Raw genomic sequence first — 14252 nt, forward strand, 5'->3', positions numbered from 1 at the left:
GTAGCGTGGTGAGAAGACAATGATCATCTATTTACACGGTTTTGACTCAAACAGTCCTGGTAATCATGAGAAGGTGTTGCAACTGCAGTTTATCGATCCGGATGTTCGGCTGATCAGTTACAGTACGCGCCATCCAAAGCATGATATGCAACATCTTCTCAAAGAAGTGGACAAGATGTTGCAGCTCAACGTCGATGATCGTCCGTTGATTTGCGGAGTGGGGCTGGGCGGTTACTGGGCGGAGCGCATTGGCTTCCTGTGTGACATCCGCCAGGTGGTTTTCAATCCTAACCTTTTCCCGAACGAGAACATGGAAGGCAAAATTGACCGCCCGGAAGAGTATGTTGATATTGCGACCAAGTGCGTCAGCAATTTTCGTGAGAAAAACCGCGACCGCTGTCTGGTGATCCTTTCACGTAAAGATGAGGCACTCAACAGCCATCGGGCTGCTGAACTGCTGCATCATTACTATGAGATTGTCTGGGACGAAGAACAGACGCACAAATTCAAAAACATCTCACCGCACCTGCAGCGTATCAAAGCGTTTAAAACGCTGGGTTAACCACTTATCCGCAGGCGCCAAAGCCCGGCCGCGAAAGCGTTCCGGGCTTTCTTTTTGACCAGAATTGTCTACTTTTAAGCCATCAAAACTTGATGCATATCAATTTTGGTATGACCAATGCGCCTGACGTGGTATTCTCAATGCACCTGAATGGTTTCAGTGTTGTAACCTGTTGTTAATTAAGGGTTATTTTTATAACTTTTAATTAACAATTGGTTAATAATTTGAGGGGGTCACGTTGACTACGCCATTGAAAAAGATAGTGATTGTAGGCGGTGGTGCTGGCGGGCTGGAGCTGGCTACACAGCTGGGCAAGAAGCTGGGTCGCGGTAAAAAAGCCAAAATTACGCTGGTAGATCGTAACCACAGTCACCTGTGGAAACCGTTGTTGCACGAAGTGGCAACCGGTTCTCTGGATGAGGGTGTGGATGCGCTCAGCTATCTGGCGCACGCGCGCAACCATCATTTCCAGTTCCAGCTGGGCTCGGTGGTGGATATCAACCGTGAAAGCAAAACCATTACCCTGGCAGAGCTGCGCGACGAGAAAGGGGAGCTGCTGGTTCCTGAGCGTAAACTGGCGTATGACACGCTGGTCATGGCGCTGGGTAGTACCTCCAACGACTTCAACACGCCGGGCGTGAAAGAGCACTGTATTTTCCTCGATAACCCGCACCAGGCGCGTCGTTTCCATCAGGAAATGCTGAACCTGTTCCTGAAGTACACCAGCAATTTGGGTGCGAACGGTAAGGTTAATATCGCCATTGTCGGCGGTGGTGCGACGGGTGTTGAGCTGTCCGCGGAGCTGCACAATGCGGTGAAACAGCTGCACAGCTACGGTTACAAAGGGCTAACCAACGAAGCGTTGAACGTCACGCTGGTTGAAGCCGGTGAGCGCATTTTGCCTGCACTGCCGCCACGTATTTCCGGTGCGGCACACAATGAGCTCACCAAACTGGGCGTGCGGGTGCTTACGCAAACCATGGTGACCAGCGCCGACGAAGGCGGTCTGCACACCAAAGACGGCGAATACATCAAAGCGGATCTGATGGTCTGGGCAGCGGGTATCAAAGCACCTGACTTTATGAAAGATATCGGTGGCCTGGAAACGAACCGCATTAACCAGCTGGTGACGGAGCCGACGCTGCAAACCACACGTGATCCTGAAATCTTTGCTATCGGTGACTGTGCTTCCTGCGCGCGTCCTGGAGGTGGATTCGTGCCGCCGCGCGCTCAGGCCGCACACCAGATGGCAAGCCTGGTGCTGCACAACATTCTGGCGCAGTACAAAGGCAAGCCATTGAAAGGCTATGTCTATAAAGACCACGGTTCTCTGGTTTCACTGTCAAACTTCTCTACCGTCGGCAGCCTGATGGGCAACCTGATGCGTGGCTCAATGATGGTGGAAGGGCGCATTGCACGCTTCGTGTATATCTCCCTGTACCGTATGCATCAGATTGCGCTGCACGGCTACTTCAAAACCGGGCTGATGATGCTGGTGGGCAGAATCAACCGTGTGATCCGTCCGCGTCTGAAGCTGCACTAATCTTTCACTCCCTCCGGGCTCTCCGGAGGGAGTTTTTAGCATATCATGCTGCTCATCACAGATTGAGTGCTTAAGAGTTCTCCTAAATACGTTTTATCTCCTCTCAACGCCCTTTTTTTGATCCTTTATCTTATTGGCGAAGCCTTGTCTCCATTGCAAAATTGTTACCAATAGCAACAAAGGAGGAAGTCCCGTGAATAAATCAATGTTGGCGGGTATAGGGATTGGTGTTGCGGCTGCGTTAGGTGTGGCTGCCGTTGCCAGTCTCAACGTATTAGACCGCGGCCCGCAATATGCACAGGTGGTTTCTGCTACACCGATTAAAGAAACCGTAAAAACCCCTCGTCAGGAGTGCCGCAACGTCTCCGTGACTCACCGTCGTCCGGTACAGGATGAAAACCGCATTGCCGGTTCTGTTCTGGGTGCGGTAGCAGGTGGCGTGATTGGTCATCAGTTTGGCGGTGGTCGGGGTAAAGATGTGGCGACCGTGGTCGGCGCGCTGGGCGGCGGCTATGCCGGTAACCAGGTGCAGGGCGCGATGCAGGATAATGACACCTACACCACGACTCAGCAACGTTGCAAAACCGTCTATGACAAGTCGGAAAAAATGCTGGGTTATGACGTGACGTACAAAATTGGCGATCAGCAGGGCAAAATCCGCATGGATAAAGATCCTGGCACACAAATTCCACTGGATGGAAATGGCCAGTTGGTTCTGAATAACAAAGTGTAAAAAAGATGTTCTCTGAATTTAGCTCCTCATGCGCTCAGGCTGAGGAGCTTTTTTTTGCTTCAGATTTTGAGTAGTTCAGGCCACAGTCGTAGGGTGGTGTCAGTAATACTCTGCAATTTTTCCAGCGTGGCGCCTTCACGTGCGCTTATCGACATCCCCTGCAAAATACAGCTCAGATATTGCGCCAGTATCTGAGGATTGCAATGCGCGGGAATTTCACCACGCTGCTGACGCTGTGCCAGGAACGCACTTAGCGTCTCCTCTTGCATGGCATGACGCGACTTCACCGTTTTAGCGATCTCTTTAGAGGACGCCGCAAGGGTGGCAGAGGTGTTAATCATAAAGCAGCCAGCTGGCGTATCTTTACTGGTGAAGCAGGTGGCGACGGTAGTGAAAAAGTCCCGTAGCGCCTGTTCAACACTTTTCTCTTCACAAAAAAGTTGGGCTTCGTGTTTCGCTGCAAAGCGCGAAATGTATCTGTCCAGCACTGCCCTGAACAGCCCCTCTTTATTGGTAAATTCGGCATACAGCGTCGGCGCTTTGGCTCCGGTAGCTTCTACCAGATCAGAAAGCGAAGTTGCTTCATACCCATGTTGCCAGAAGAGAGTCATGGCCTTATCAAGCGCTGCATCCCTGTCAAACACTTTTGGTCGGCCACGGCTTTTCTTCGCACAACTCGTGACATCGGTTGTCATTTGCCGTTGGTCCTCTGTTGGTTTGGTGAATGAACATTATAAAAATAAACGCAACCCACCACCAGTGCAGAATGCTTAAAAATAAATTAATCATATATGTATGAAAAATAACGACTTTAAAAATAACTTAATGCTCGTTATAAAATTATGTTGACGTGTGATGTGGATCACATTTATGATTTAACTATCGATCGTTAAGTAATTAACTGACGACCTCCAAATTCATCTGCTAAAGGTAAACATCATGAAAAACGTAAAAACCCTCATCGCTGCCACAATTCTGAGCTCACTCTCTTTCGCAAGCTTTGCAGCTGTACAGGTACAATCCACCCCTGCTGATCAGCATAAAGTTGGTACTATCTCTGCTTCTGCAGGTACTAACCTGGGTTCCCTGGAAGATCAGCTGGCACAAAAAGCGGAAGAGATGGGTGCGAAATCTTTCCGTATTACCTCAGTGACCGGTCCTAACACACTGCACGGCACTGCTGTTATCTACAAATAAGCCCGGCTGAACCCTCATTTATGCCACTGCAATAAAAAACGCCCTGCATGAGCAGGGCGTTTTTCTTATCTGTGCGTTTACATCGCCTGTGAAGCGATGTCGTGATGTCGGGTGACATCGGTTGGCATTCCCGACCGGGCCTCCATTGCGCGCTCCATGACTATGCCATCGGTGCTGGCATTCGTTTTAAAACTTACCATTGCAGCATTCAGGTTAATGGGTAATGTCTGCGGATCATCGTCGATGTTTTTCGATAATGGCTGGTGAATTTCAACCAGTCGCTCACCACCTGGCTCCTCCGAGACTTTAATCGGCGTATTGATAATATTCACTTTGGTCCCCGGTTTGATGACGTTGAAAAGCGTCTTGATGTCGTCATCACGCAGACGAATACAGCCGGAACTAACGCGCATGCCAATGCCAAAGTCTGCATTCGTTCCATGCAACAGATAGACACCACCGTAAGCCGCCAGGCGGATCGCGTGGTGGCCCATCGGGTTGTCTGGCCCTGCAGGAACAACGACCGGAAGGTCGATTCCTTGTGCTTTATAACGGGCACGAATATTAGCTGTTGGTGTCCAGGTTGGGTTAGCGCGCTTATCTGATACGGTGGTAACCATCGTTGGCGTCAGGGTATCACCGCCCAACTGACCAATACCGATAGGGTAGACAGTAACTTCATTCTTACCCGGTGGGTAATAGTAGAGACGTAACTCTGCCAGATTTATCACGATCCCCTCGCGCGGGGCATCCGGCAGGATTGTTTGTAACGGAATGGTCAATACGCTGCCCGCACGCGGTACATAGGGGTCTACGCCGGGGTTCGCCTGCAGCAGGGCCAGAAAACCGACATTATATTTTTTAGCAATCGCTTCCAGTGAGCCACCATTGTTTTCAACTACATGAAAGCGGTTTTCCCCCACGACCTTGCTGCCCGGTGGTGGAAGTGGCCAGGTATTCGCACGAGCAGGGAGCGCAACCGCGACGGTGGCTGCCAGCGCAAACAATGTTATCCAGCGAGTAAAACGCGAAGAGGTCATCATTACCATAATCCATATAAATGATAAGGTTATTGTTTTATAAGGCGTTAATGATAATTATGATGAATGGGTGTGTCGGGAAGATCGGGTGAAGTGCAAAGTGTTTGTAAATTGTCCCCCCGCTAGCGGGGGGAGAGTGGGTTAAGCGATCGCGTTCTCTTCCAGTTGACGCATAAAGTGACGCACCCAGTCCATGCGGGTTTTGCGTTCCGTCAGTTCCTGGGTGAATTTCAGGCGTGTTGGACCATCCAGACGGAAATGCTGCGGCTGTTTTTGTAACAGGCCGATCAGCCACATCGGGTTGACGTGGTTCTTCTCGGCGAATTCAATCACGCCACCTTTTTCATTCCCTTCGAGCTTACGAATTCCCAGCTTCTGTGCCTGCTGACGCAGGCGCGCGATATCCAGCAGATTTCTCGCCGCGTCTGGCAGCAGACCAAAACGATCGATCAGCTCCACCTTAATCTCTTCCAGTTCATTCTCACTTTTCGCACTGGCGATGCGTTTATAGAACGACAGACGGGTATTTACGTCCGGAATGAAATCATCCGGCAGCAGGGAAGGCATACGCAATTCAACCTCGGTCTGCTGGCTGGTGAGATCTTCCAGCGACGGCTCGCGTCCGGCCTTCAGGGCATCGACCGCGTTTTCCAGCAATTCCATATACAGGGAGAAGCCGATGGTCTCCATGGAGCCGCTCTGGTCTTCACCCAGCAGTTCACCGGCACCACGGATTTCCAGATCGTGTGTTGCCAGCGCAAAGCCGGCGCCAAGGTCCTCCAGGGAGGCGATCGCTTCCAGACGCTTTTGGGCATCGGTGGTCATCGCTTTCGGATGCGGCGTTAACAACCAGGCGTAGGCCTGATGGTGTGAACGCCCGACGCGGCCACGCAACTGGTGGAGTTGCGCCAGACCAAAGTGATCGGCTCGTTCGATAATGATGGTATTTGCCGTCGGAATATCGATCCCGGTCTCAATGATGGTGGTACACACCAGAACGTTAAAGCGCTGGTGGTGGAAGTCATTCATTACCCGTTCCAGCTCGCGCTCGCGCATCTGCCCGTGACCGATAGCAATGCGTGCTTCCGGTACCAGTTCCGCCAGCCTGTCCGCGGCTTTCTGGATATTTTCCACATCATTGTATAAGTAATAGACCTGACCTCCGCGCAGCACTTCACGCAGAATCGCCTCACGTACCACCAGATTATCGTACTCGCGGACAAAGGTTTTCACCGCCAGACGACGCGCCGGTGGGGTGGCAATAATCGACAGGTCGCGCATGCCGCTCATCGCCATATTCAGGGTTCGCGGGATTGGCGTTGCGGTCAGAGTCAGGATATCGACATCGGCACGCATCGCTTTGATACGCTCTTTATGACGCACCCCAAAGCGGTGCTCTTCGTCGACGATCAACAACCCCAGATCTTTCCATTTCACATCACTTTGCAGCAGTTTGTGGGTACCGATCAGAATATCGATCTTACCTTCGCTTGCCTGCTCCAGAATCTGCGTCTGCTCTTTGGTACTGCGAAAACGTGACAGCATCTCTATGCGCACCGGCCAGTTGGCGAAACGGTCGCGGAAGTTGTCGAAATGCTGCTGAGCGAGAAGGGTCGTGGGTACCAGCACTGCCACCTGCTTGTTGTTTTCCACCGCAAGGAAGGCTGCGCGCATCGCCACTTCGGTTTTACCGAAGCCGACGTCGCCGCAGACCAGTCTGTCCATCGCCAGCGGCTGACACATGTCGCTTAACACGGCGTTAATGGCCTGGGCCTGATCTGGCGTGGTTTCAAACGGGAAGCTGTCGCAGAACAGTTGATACTGTTCTTTATCATGTTTAAAGGCGAAGCCCTCTTTGGCCGCGCGTTGTGCATAGATATCCAGCAGCTCAGCCGCCACGTCGCGCACTTTTTCCGCTGCTTTCTGGCGCGCGCGCGCCCAGGCATCGCCACCCAGTTTATGCAATGGCGCATTCTCTTCTGCGCCACCCGCGTAGCGGCTGATCAGATGCAGGGAAGAGACCGGAACATACAGTTTGGCGTCGTTCGCGTAGGTCAGCATCAGGTATTCACCTTTGATACCACCAGCTTCTAGCGTGGTCATTCCCTGGTAACGCCCGACGCCATGCTCCAGGTGAACAATCGGCTGGCCCGGGTGTAACTCGGCCAGGTTGCGGATCAGCGTGTCCGGGTTGATGGTACGACGGCTGTCCTGACGGCGACGCGCGACGCGCTCACCCAGCAGGTCGCTTTCGCAAATCAGCGCAAGGTTATTGAGCGTATCAATAAACCCATGTTCGGCGGCGCCAATCATCAGATAACGACCGTTTCCGGTGGCTTCGCTCAGACGCAGGATACGCTTAGGCGCCACTTTAATACGCCCCAACAGCTCTCCGAGTGCTTCGCGACGGCCTTCACTCTCAACTGAGAACACCACCGGGCCGGTAAAGGATTCGAGGAACTTACGCAGATTATCCAGCGGTGATTTCTGCTGTGCCTGAACGGCCAGATCTGGCAACGTCTGAAACGCGAGATTGGTATTGGCGGCTTTAGCGGCAAGCGAATCGGTTTTAAGCTGCATACGCGGCCAGCGTTTCAACTCCGCATTGAGTTCATCGGTACGTAGCCAAAGCGCTTCCGGGGACAACAGCGGACGCATCGGATCAACGCCCCGGCTTTCAAAACGGGCGCGGGTTTCACTTTCAAAGCGGCTGGCGCTGGCGTCGATATCTCCGGTGTTAACAATCAGCGTATTCGCCGGGAAGTAGCTAAACAGCGGAGGCAGGGGTTCATTGAAGAACAACGGTTGCCAGTATTCAATACCTGCGGGCAACGTCCCTTTGCTGACCTGCTGATAAATATGTTCGGCATCGCGTTTGACGTCGAATTTATCGCGCCACTGGCTGCGGAACAGTTCGATGGCGGTTTTATCCGTCGGGAACTCGTGCGCGGGGAGTAAATTGATGGATTCCACTTCTTCCAGCGTACGCTGCGTGTCAGCGTCAAACACGCGCAGGCTGTCGATTTCATCATCGAAAAAGTCCAGGCGATACGGTTGGTCACTCCCCATTGGATAGAGATCGAGTAATGCACCGCGGGTGGCGTATTCTCCGTGTTCCATCACCTGATCAACATGGCGATATCCGGCGCTGTCCAACTGCACGCGCAGGGTATCGCGGGACAAGCGCTGACCTTTTTTCATCACCAGCGCATGCCCATGCAGATAGCTGTGCGGACAGACGCGCTGCATCAGGGTATTCACCGGTACAATCAGCACGCCACGCTGCATGGTCGGGAGTTGATACAGCGTCGACAGGCGAGAGGAGATGATCTCCTGATGCGGAGAGAAGCTGTCATAGGGCAGCGTTTCCCAGTCGGCCAGGCTGAACACCAGGCTATCGGTGAACTGGCGAATTTCGTCGTGCAGACGCAGGGCGTTTTGCATGTCCGGGGCAACCAGGATTACCGGGCCAGGATGACGCTCAGCGATTTCCGCTACCAGCGTGGCGCACGCCGCGCCCGTGAGTTCACCCAGCTGGCGCTGGTCACCCGCTTTGACAGGCAAGGAATAACGATAGTGTTCAGGCATGGCTATGTCAGAGTCTCTTATGGATATACCAACAGTATTGGGGCATATCACTGATACGCAATGTCTTTATTATCCTCGATCGTTTTGTATAAGCAAACCAGAACCGCACAGGGGGAAAATTCGCCCCGGCAGGGGCGAAGAGAGCCATCAACGGGAGGATGGCGACAGGGTCAGCGTTGACGGAGGGGAGAAGAAAACGTCCCCGAACAGCGTGGTAGAGAGTTTACGCACCCCGAGCCCGGCAAGGGTACAGATAAGCAGGCTGGCAAACGGGTAGATCAGAATTAAGCCCAACTCCGGCCAGACCGGCCACAAGGCACTATTCATCTCGCCAATCAGGAACAGGCTAAAGGCTTCGATTAAGATGCGGTGGGTGGTATAAATCGCGATCGTGTTTGAGCCAATCACGTTCAACAGGTTGTTAGGATGCACGGCATAGCGCTGCTCAAGTTTATAAAAAAGCTTCATGATCAACACAATTGACAACAGAGAGAGCAGTAGCGGAACGTTAGCAAACCACAGGACCACGGAGACGGCCGCGAAAGCGCCGGTTACCAGCCAGATGCGGCGCAGGTTGACGCTTTTCATCCACGCCATCAGCTCTGCGCCATACCACGCCCCGAGGCTGTAGTAGATCATGTTGCGTACCACGCTGTTCATCCCCCACCACGGTAGCGGGAGGAAGTTGATCGCGATGCTTGCCAGCGCCAGCAGTCCCAGTACCGGCAGCTTCCATCGGCTCAGCAGTTTACACAGCGTGAAGTACACCACCAGAGCATACAGATACCAGAGGCTGGTGCTGGCGGTGAGCATCCCCAGCACAAATCCGGAGAGTGAGTCGGCGTAGGCCGCATTCGATGATGTAGCAAGCTCACGCTCGGGTGCCAGCCAGGCATTCAGGTGGGTCAACGCCTGCCATTGCAGGATGCCCCACAGCGCCAGGACCCAGACAATGCTCCAGATCCGTTTGTCGAGACTGGTTCGCCAGTCCACCTCAGCAATATAACGACGGATCAGATAGCCTGAGATAAAGAAGAAGACCGGCATACGGAACGGAGCGAGATAAAGATTAAAATAGACCCAACATTTGGCGAGAAGACCGGATAGCGGGTGCTGCAGCCCCGTAAGGTGAGGATAAAACGTGATGACCGAATGGTAAATAACCACCAGGCAGATACACAGCCCTTTTATCTGGTTAATCCATAATGCTTTTTGCTTCATTGTTCGCAACTACCTTATTGCCATAAACGAACGAGCAATTGTTGTGAAACGACACCTGGATGTAACGGGTAACAGTCTGTATCAGGAGCTTTTTCGGAAAAGGTGGAGGTTACAAGGCGAGTATTCAGACAATAGCACTCTGATTTATCTGAATTTTTCGGAAAAATGATTACCAAAGCTTACTGTTTCAGTCATTTACGCTTAACGGATTCGCTTATATACTCGTGGGTCTGCTATCAGCAAACAGACGGATTTCATGTACCAACCTGTCGCACTCTTCATAGGCTTACGTTACATGCGTGGGCGCGCCGCGGACCGCTTCGGTCGCTTTGTCTCCTGGCTTTCGACTATTGGCATTACGCTTGGCGTGATGGCTCTGGTGACGGTACTGTCCGTCATGAATGGCTTTGAGCGCGAGCTGCAAAACAACATCCTGGGGCTGATGCCGCAGGCCGTTCTCTCATCAACCAACGGTTCGGTTAACCCGCAACAGCTGCCGGAAAGCGCGGCGAAGTTACAGGGTGTCACGCGCGTTGCGCCGTTAACTACAGGCGATGTGGTACTGCAAAGCGCCCGCAGCGTGGCGGTTGGCGTGATGCTCGGGATTGACCCGGCGCAAAACGATCCGCTGACGCCGTATCTGGTTAACGTAAAACAGACCGATCTGGAAGCGGGTAAATACAACGTGATTCTGGGCGAACAGCTTGCCGGGCAGCTTGGCGTCAACCGTGGCGATCAGCTGCGTGTGATGGTGCCGTCTGCCAGCCAGTTCACGCCAATGGGGCGCTTGCCAAGCCAGCGTCTGTTCAACGTGATTGGTACCTTTGCCGCCAACAGCGAAGTCGATGGTTACCAGATGCTGGTTAACATCCAGGACGCTTCGCGCCTGATGCGCTACCCGGCAGGGAATATTACCGGCTGGCGCCTGTGGCTCGACGCACCGCTGAAGGTTGATACTCTCAGCCAGCAAAAACTGCCGGAAGGAACCAAATGGCAGGACTGGCGTGAGCGCAAAGGCGAACTGTTCCAGGCCGTACGTATGGAAAAAAACATGATGGGACTGCTGCTGAGCCTGATTGTGGCCGTTGCCGCGTTTAACATCATTACCTCACTGGGACTGATGGTGATGGAAAAGCAGGGCGAGGTCGCTATTCTGCAAACCCAGGGACTCACGCCGCGCCAGATCATGGCGGTCTTTATGGTACAGGGTGCTAGTGCCGGGATTATCGGCGCGCTGCTTGGGGCGGTGCTGGGTGCACTGCTTGCCAGCCAGCTTAACAACTTAATGCCGATCATCGGTGCGTTGCTCGATGGTGCGGCGCTGCCTGTGGCGATTGAGCCGCTACAGGTGATCGGAATTGCGCTGGCCGCGATGGCGATTGCGCTGCTTTCTACGCTTTATCCTTCCTGGCGCGCTGCCGCCACTCAACCCGCTGAGGCTTTACGTTATGAATAAGATCCTGTTGCAATGCGACAACCTGTCCAAACGCTATCAGGAAGGCACTGTACAGACTGACGTGCTGCACAATGTGAGCTTCAGTGTGGGTGAAGGCGAGATGATGGCGATTGTCGGTAGCTCCGGCTCGGGCAAAAGTACGCTGCTGCATCTGCTGGGCGGGCTGGATACCCCAACCAGCGGTGACGTGATTTTCTCAGGCAAGCCGATGAGCAAAATGTCCTCTGCGGCGAAGGCCGAGTTGCGTAACCGTGAACTCGGTTTTATCTACCAGTTCCATCACCTGCTGCCGGACTTCACGGCGCTGGAAAACGTGGCGATGCCGCTGCTGATTGGCAAAAAGAAACCGGCAGAAATTAACGCCCGCGCCAGCGACATGCTGAAAGCGGTAGGGCTGGGGCATCGTGGTAATCACCGTCCTTCAGAGTTGTCAGGTGGGGAACGTCAGCGTGTGGCGATTGCCCGCGCACTGGTTAATAACCCTCGTCTGGTGCTGGCAGATGAACCGACCGGGAACCTGGACGCGCGCAATGCGGACAGTATTTTCCAGCTTCTGGGCGAGCTGAATGCCTCACAGGGCACCGCGTTTCTGGTGGTGACCCACGACCTGCAACTGGCAAAACGTATGGGACGCCAGCTTGAGATGCGCGACGGTCATCTGAACGCCGAACTGACCCTGATGGGAGCGGAGTAATGGCTTCACCGTTATCGTTACTCATTGGGCTACGTTTTAGCCGTGGTCGCCGTCGCGGCGGCATGGTATCGCTCATCTCGGTGATTTCCACCGTGGGGATTGCACTGGGTGTCGCCGTGCTGATTGTGGGGCTGAGCGCCATGAACGGTTTTGAGCGCGAGCTCAACAACCGCATTCTGGCGGTGGTACCGCACGGGGAGATCGAGCCGGTTAACCAGCCGTGGAACAACTGGAGCGATGCCCTGGCCAAAGTGGAAAAAGTGCCGGGTATTGCCGCCGCCGCGCCCTACATTAACTTTACCGGGTTGGTGGAGAGTGGGGTAAACCTGCGCGCCATTCAGGTAAAAGGGGTGAACCCGGCGCAGGAGGAGCGTCTGAGCGCGCTTCCGAAGTATGTACAGAACGGCGCATGGGCGAACTTTAAGGCCGGTGAGCAGCAGATCATCATGGGTAAAGGCGTTGCCGATGCCCTGAAAGTGAAGCAGGGCGACTGGGTGTCAATCATGATCCCGAACGCCAGTGCCGACCACAAACTGCAGCAGCCTAAACGCGTGCGTCTTCATGTCACCGGTATTCTTCAGTTGAGCGGCCAGCTTGACCACAGCTTTGCGATGGTGCCGATGGAAGATGCTCGTCAGTATCTCGATATGGGCGACAGCGTGACGGGCATTGCCATTAAGGTTAACGACGTCTTTAACGCCAACAAACTGGTACGTGACGCAGGCGGTGTGACCAATAACTATGTCTACATCAAAAGCTGGATCGGTACTTACGGGTATATGTACCGTGATATCCAGATGATCCGCGCCATTATGTACCTGGCGATGGTGCTGGTGATTGGTGTCGCGTGCTTTAACATCGTCTCGACGCTGGTGATGGCGGTCAAAGACAAGAGTGGTGATATTGCCGTGCTGCGCACCTTAGGCGCAAAAGACGGTCTTATCCGCGCCATCTTTGTCTGGTACGGTTTGCTGGCGGGACTGTTTGGCAGCCTGTGTGGCGTGGTGATTGGTGTGGTGGTTTCTCTGCAACTTACGCCGATTATCAATGGTATAGAGAAGCTGATTGGCCACCAGTTCCTGTCGGGTGATATCTATTTTATTGACTTCCTGCCGTCTGAACTGCACTGGCTGGACGTTTTTTATGTGCTGGCGACAGCACTTTTACTGAGTCTGCTGGCAAGCTGGTATCCGGCGCGTCGCGCAAGCCGAATTGATCCGGCGAGGGTATTAAGTGGCCAGTAATTACGTCATGGTATAGCGGTTTTGAGGCCGCTATGTCAGAAAGAGGAATGCATTATGTATTATGGATTTGATATTGGCGGCACCAAAATTGCGCTCGGGGTGTTTGATAAAAACCTCAAACTACAGTGGGAAACCCGCGTTCCCACCCCGCGCGAAAGCTACGACGAATTTTTAACGGCGATTGCAGCACTGGTTGCGCAAGCCGATCAACGTTTTGGCGTGAAAGGCAGTGTCGGCATTGGTATTCCGGGGATGCCCGAAACCGACGACGGTACGCTGTATGCCGCCAACGTGCCTGCTGCCAGCGGCAAACCGCTGCGCGCCGATCTCTCTGCTCTCCTTGAACGCGATGTGCGTTTAGACAACGATGCCAACTGCTTTGCGCTCTCGGAAGCCTGGGACGAAGAGTTTACACAGTACCCACTGGTGATGGGGCTGATACTCGGCACCGGTGTTGGTGGTGGGATCATTTTCAACGGTAAGCCCATCACCGGGCGCAGTTATATCACAGGCGAGTTCGGCCATATCCGTCTGCCGGTGGATGCGCTGGAGGTGGTGGGGCGAGATTTCCCGCTGACCCGCTGCGGCTGTGGTCAGCATGGTTGTATTGAAAACACCCTGTCAGGCCGTGGGTTTGCATGGCTTTACGAACACTTCTATCATCAGAAACTTGAGGCCCCTCAAATCATTACCTTGTGGGAGCAAGGGGATGCACAGGCGCGCGAGCACGTAGAACGCTATCTGGATCTGCTGGCGGTGTGTCTGGGCAATATTCTCACCATCGTTGACCCTGATTTGCTGGTGATAGGAGGAGGGCTTTCAAACTTTAGCGCAATAACGGAACAGCTGTCCGGGCGTTTACCCCGACATTTATTACCGGTTGCCCGCGTGCCACGTATTGAACGTGCGCGACACGGGGATGCAGGAGGCATGCGCGGAGCCGCATTCCTTCATCTCACCGATTAGTTTACGAG

At 53.6% G+C, this 14252-nt stretch carries 12 protein-coding genes; 8 read left to right on the forward strand and 4 right to left on the reverse strand.

What is annotated here, in order from left to right; translation table 11 throughout:
* The first annotated feature begins 19 nt into the window (after positions 1–19).
* The 3 genes from ycfP to V6E55_RS05110 all read left to right on the forward strand — a co-directional run bounded on the left by ycfP (position 20) and on the right by V6E55_RS05110 (position 2838).
* Positions 20–562: an alpha/beta hydrolase YcfP gene (ycfP, locus tag V6E55_RS05100; RefSeq protein ID WP_028019035.1), complete on the forward strand. Its 543-nt coding sequence runs from the start codon at positions 20–22 to the stop codon at positions 560–562.
* A gap of 238 nt (positions 563–800) precedes the next feature.
* A complete protein-coding gene (locus tag V6E55_RS05105; protein WP_316942308.1) occupies positions 801–2105 on the forward strand; it encodes an NAD(P)/FAD-dependent oxidoreductase in 1305 nt (434 codons plus the stop codon).
* A gap of 193 nt (positions 2106–2298) precedes the next feature.
* Positions 2299–2838, forward strand: coding sequence for a glycine zipper 2TM domain-containing protein (locus tag V6E55_RS05110; RefSeq protein ID WP_008500779.1), 540 nt, complete (start codon positions 2299–2301; stop codon positions 2836–2838).
* 59 nt (positions 2839–2897) lie between these two features.
* On the opposite strand, the gene V6E55_RS05115 is transcribed toward V6E55_RS05110, so the two are convergent.
* Positions 2898–3533 carry a TetR/AcrR family transcriptional regulator gene (locus tag V6E55_RS05115; protein ID WP_028019033.1) on the reverse strand — a complete coding sequence of 212 codons (636 nt, stop codon included), beginning with the start codon at positions 3531–3533 and terminating at the stop codon, positions 2898–2900.
* Positions 3534–3777: 244 nt separating this feature from the next.
* Between V6E55_RS05115 and bhsA the strand changes: the two genes are divergently transcribed.
* A complete protein-coding gene (gene bhsA, locus V6E55_RS05120) occupies positions 3778–4035 on the forward strand; it encodes a multiple stress resistance protein BhsA (RefSeq protein ID WP_114978200.1) in 258 nt (85 codons plus the stop codon).
* Positions 4036–4112: 77 nt separating this feature from the next.
* Here bhsA and ldtC read toward each other — a convergent pair whose 3' ends face one another.
* From ldtC to V6E55_RS05135, 3 genes are all read right to left on the reverse strand, one after another.
* Entirely contained in the window at positions 4113–5078 is a 966-nt protein-coding gene (ldtC, locus tag V6E55_RS05125) for a L,D-transpeptidase LdtC (protein ID WP_316942309.1), read from the reverse strand.
* A gap of 138 nt (positions 5079–5216) precedes the next feature.
* Positions 5217–8663, reverse strand: coding sequence for a transcription-repair coupling factor (gene mfd / locus V6E55_RS05130; protein WP_316942310.1), 3447 nt, complete (start codon positions 8661–8663; stop codon positions 5217–5219).
* A gap of 147 nt (positions 8664–8810) precedes the next feature.
* Complete coding sequence (locus V6E55_RS05135; RefSeq protein ID WP_316942311.1) at positions 8811–9884, reverse strand: acyltransferase family protein; 1074 nt, start codon at positions 9882–9884, stop codon at positions 8811–8813.
* A gap of 256 nt (positions 9885–10140) precedes the next feature.
* Between V6E55_RS05135 and lolC the strand changes: the two genes are divergently transcribed.
* From lolC to nagK, 4 genes are read left to right on the forward strand one after another with little or no spacing between them, the layout of a single operon-like run.
* Positions 10141–11340: a lipoprotein-releasing ABC transporter permease subunit LolC gene (lolC, locus tag V6E55_RS05140; protein ID WP_028019029.1), complete on the forward strand. Its 1200-nt coding sequence runs from the start codon at positions 10141–10143 to the stop codon at positions 11338–11340.
* Positions 11333–12034: a lipoprotein-releasing ABC transporter ATP-binding protein LolD gene (gene lolD / locus V6E55_RS05145; protein WP_028019028.1), complete on the forward strand. Its 702-nt coding sequence runs from the start codon at positions 11333–11335 to the stop codon at positions 12032–12034. The genes lolC and lolD overlap by 8 nt, the downstream gene beginning before the upstream one ends.
* Positions 12034–13278, forward strand: a complete 1245-nt coding sequence (gene lolE, locus V6E55_RS05150) for a lipoprotein-releasing ABC transporter permease subunit LolE (protein ID WP_114978196.1) — start codon at positions 12034–12036, stop codon at positions 13276–13278. Before lolD ends, lolE begins: the two co-directional genes overlap by 1 nt.
* Before the next feature lie 54 nt (positions 13279–13332).
* On the forward strand, positions 13333–14244 hold the full coding sequence (gene nagK / locus V6E55_RS05155) for an N-acetylglucosamine kinase (protein WP_316942312.1): 912 nt from the start codon (positions 13333–13335) through the stop codon (positions 14242–14244).
* Positions 14245–14252: the final 8 nt, after the last annotated feature.

Source organism: Enterobacter sp. 342 (assembly GCF_036663495.1).
In the GTDB taxonomy this organism is placed as follows: domain Bacteria; phylum Pseudomonadota; class Gammaproteobacteria; order Enterobacterales; family Enterobacteriaceae; genus Enterobacter.

What these genes read in the sequence shown, in the direction of transcription:
- lolE (WP_114978196.1), top strand. Translation starts at nt 12,034, where the DNA reads ATGGCTTCACCGTTATCGTTACTCATTGGGCTACGTTTTAGCCGTGGT.
- mfd (WP_316942310.1), bottom strand. Translation starts at nt 8,663, where the DNA reads ATGCCTGAACACTATCGTTATTCCTTGCCTGTCAAAGCGGGTGACCAG.
- ycfP (WP_028019035.1), top strand. Translation starts at nt 20, where the DNA reads ATGATCATCTATTTACACGGTTTTGACTCAAACAGTCCTGGTAATCAT.
- lolD (WP_028019028.1), top strand. Translation starts at nt 11,333, where the DNA reads ATGAATAAGATCCTGTTGCAATGCGACAACCTGTCCAAACGCTATCAG.
- lolC (WP_028019029.1), top strand. Translation starts at nt 10,141, where the DNA reads ATGTACCAACCTGTCGCACTCTTCATAGGCTTACGTTACATGCGTGGG.
- V6E55_RS05135 (WP_316942311.1), bottom strand. Translation starts at nt 9,884, where the DNA reads ATGAAGCAAAAAGCATTATGGATTAACCAGATAAAAGGGCTGTGTATC.
- V6E55_RS05115 (WP_028019033.1), bottom strand. Translation starts at nt 3,533, where the DNA reads ATGACAACCGATGTCACGAGTTGTGCGAAGAAAAGCCGTGGCCGACCA.
- nagK (WP_316942312.1), top strand. Translation starts at nt 13,333, where the DNA reads ATGTATTATGGATTTGATATTGGCGGCACCAAAATTGCGCTCGGGGTG.
- bhsA (WP_114978200.1), top strand. Translation starts at nt 3,778, where the DNA reads ATGAAAAACGTAAAAACCCTCATCGCTGCCACAATTCTGAGCTCACTC.
- ldtC (WP_316942309.1), bottom strand. Translation starts at nt 5,078, where the DNA reads ATGATGACCTCTTCGCGTTTTACTCGCTGGATAACATTGTTTGCGCTG.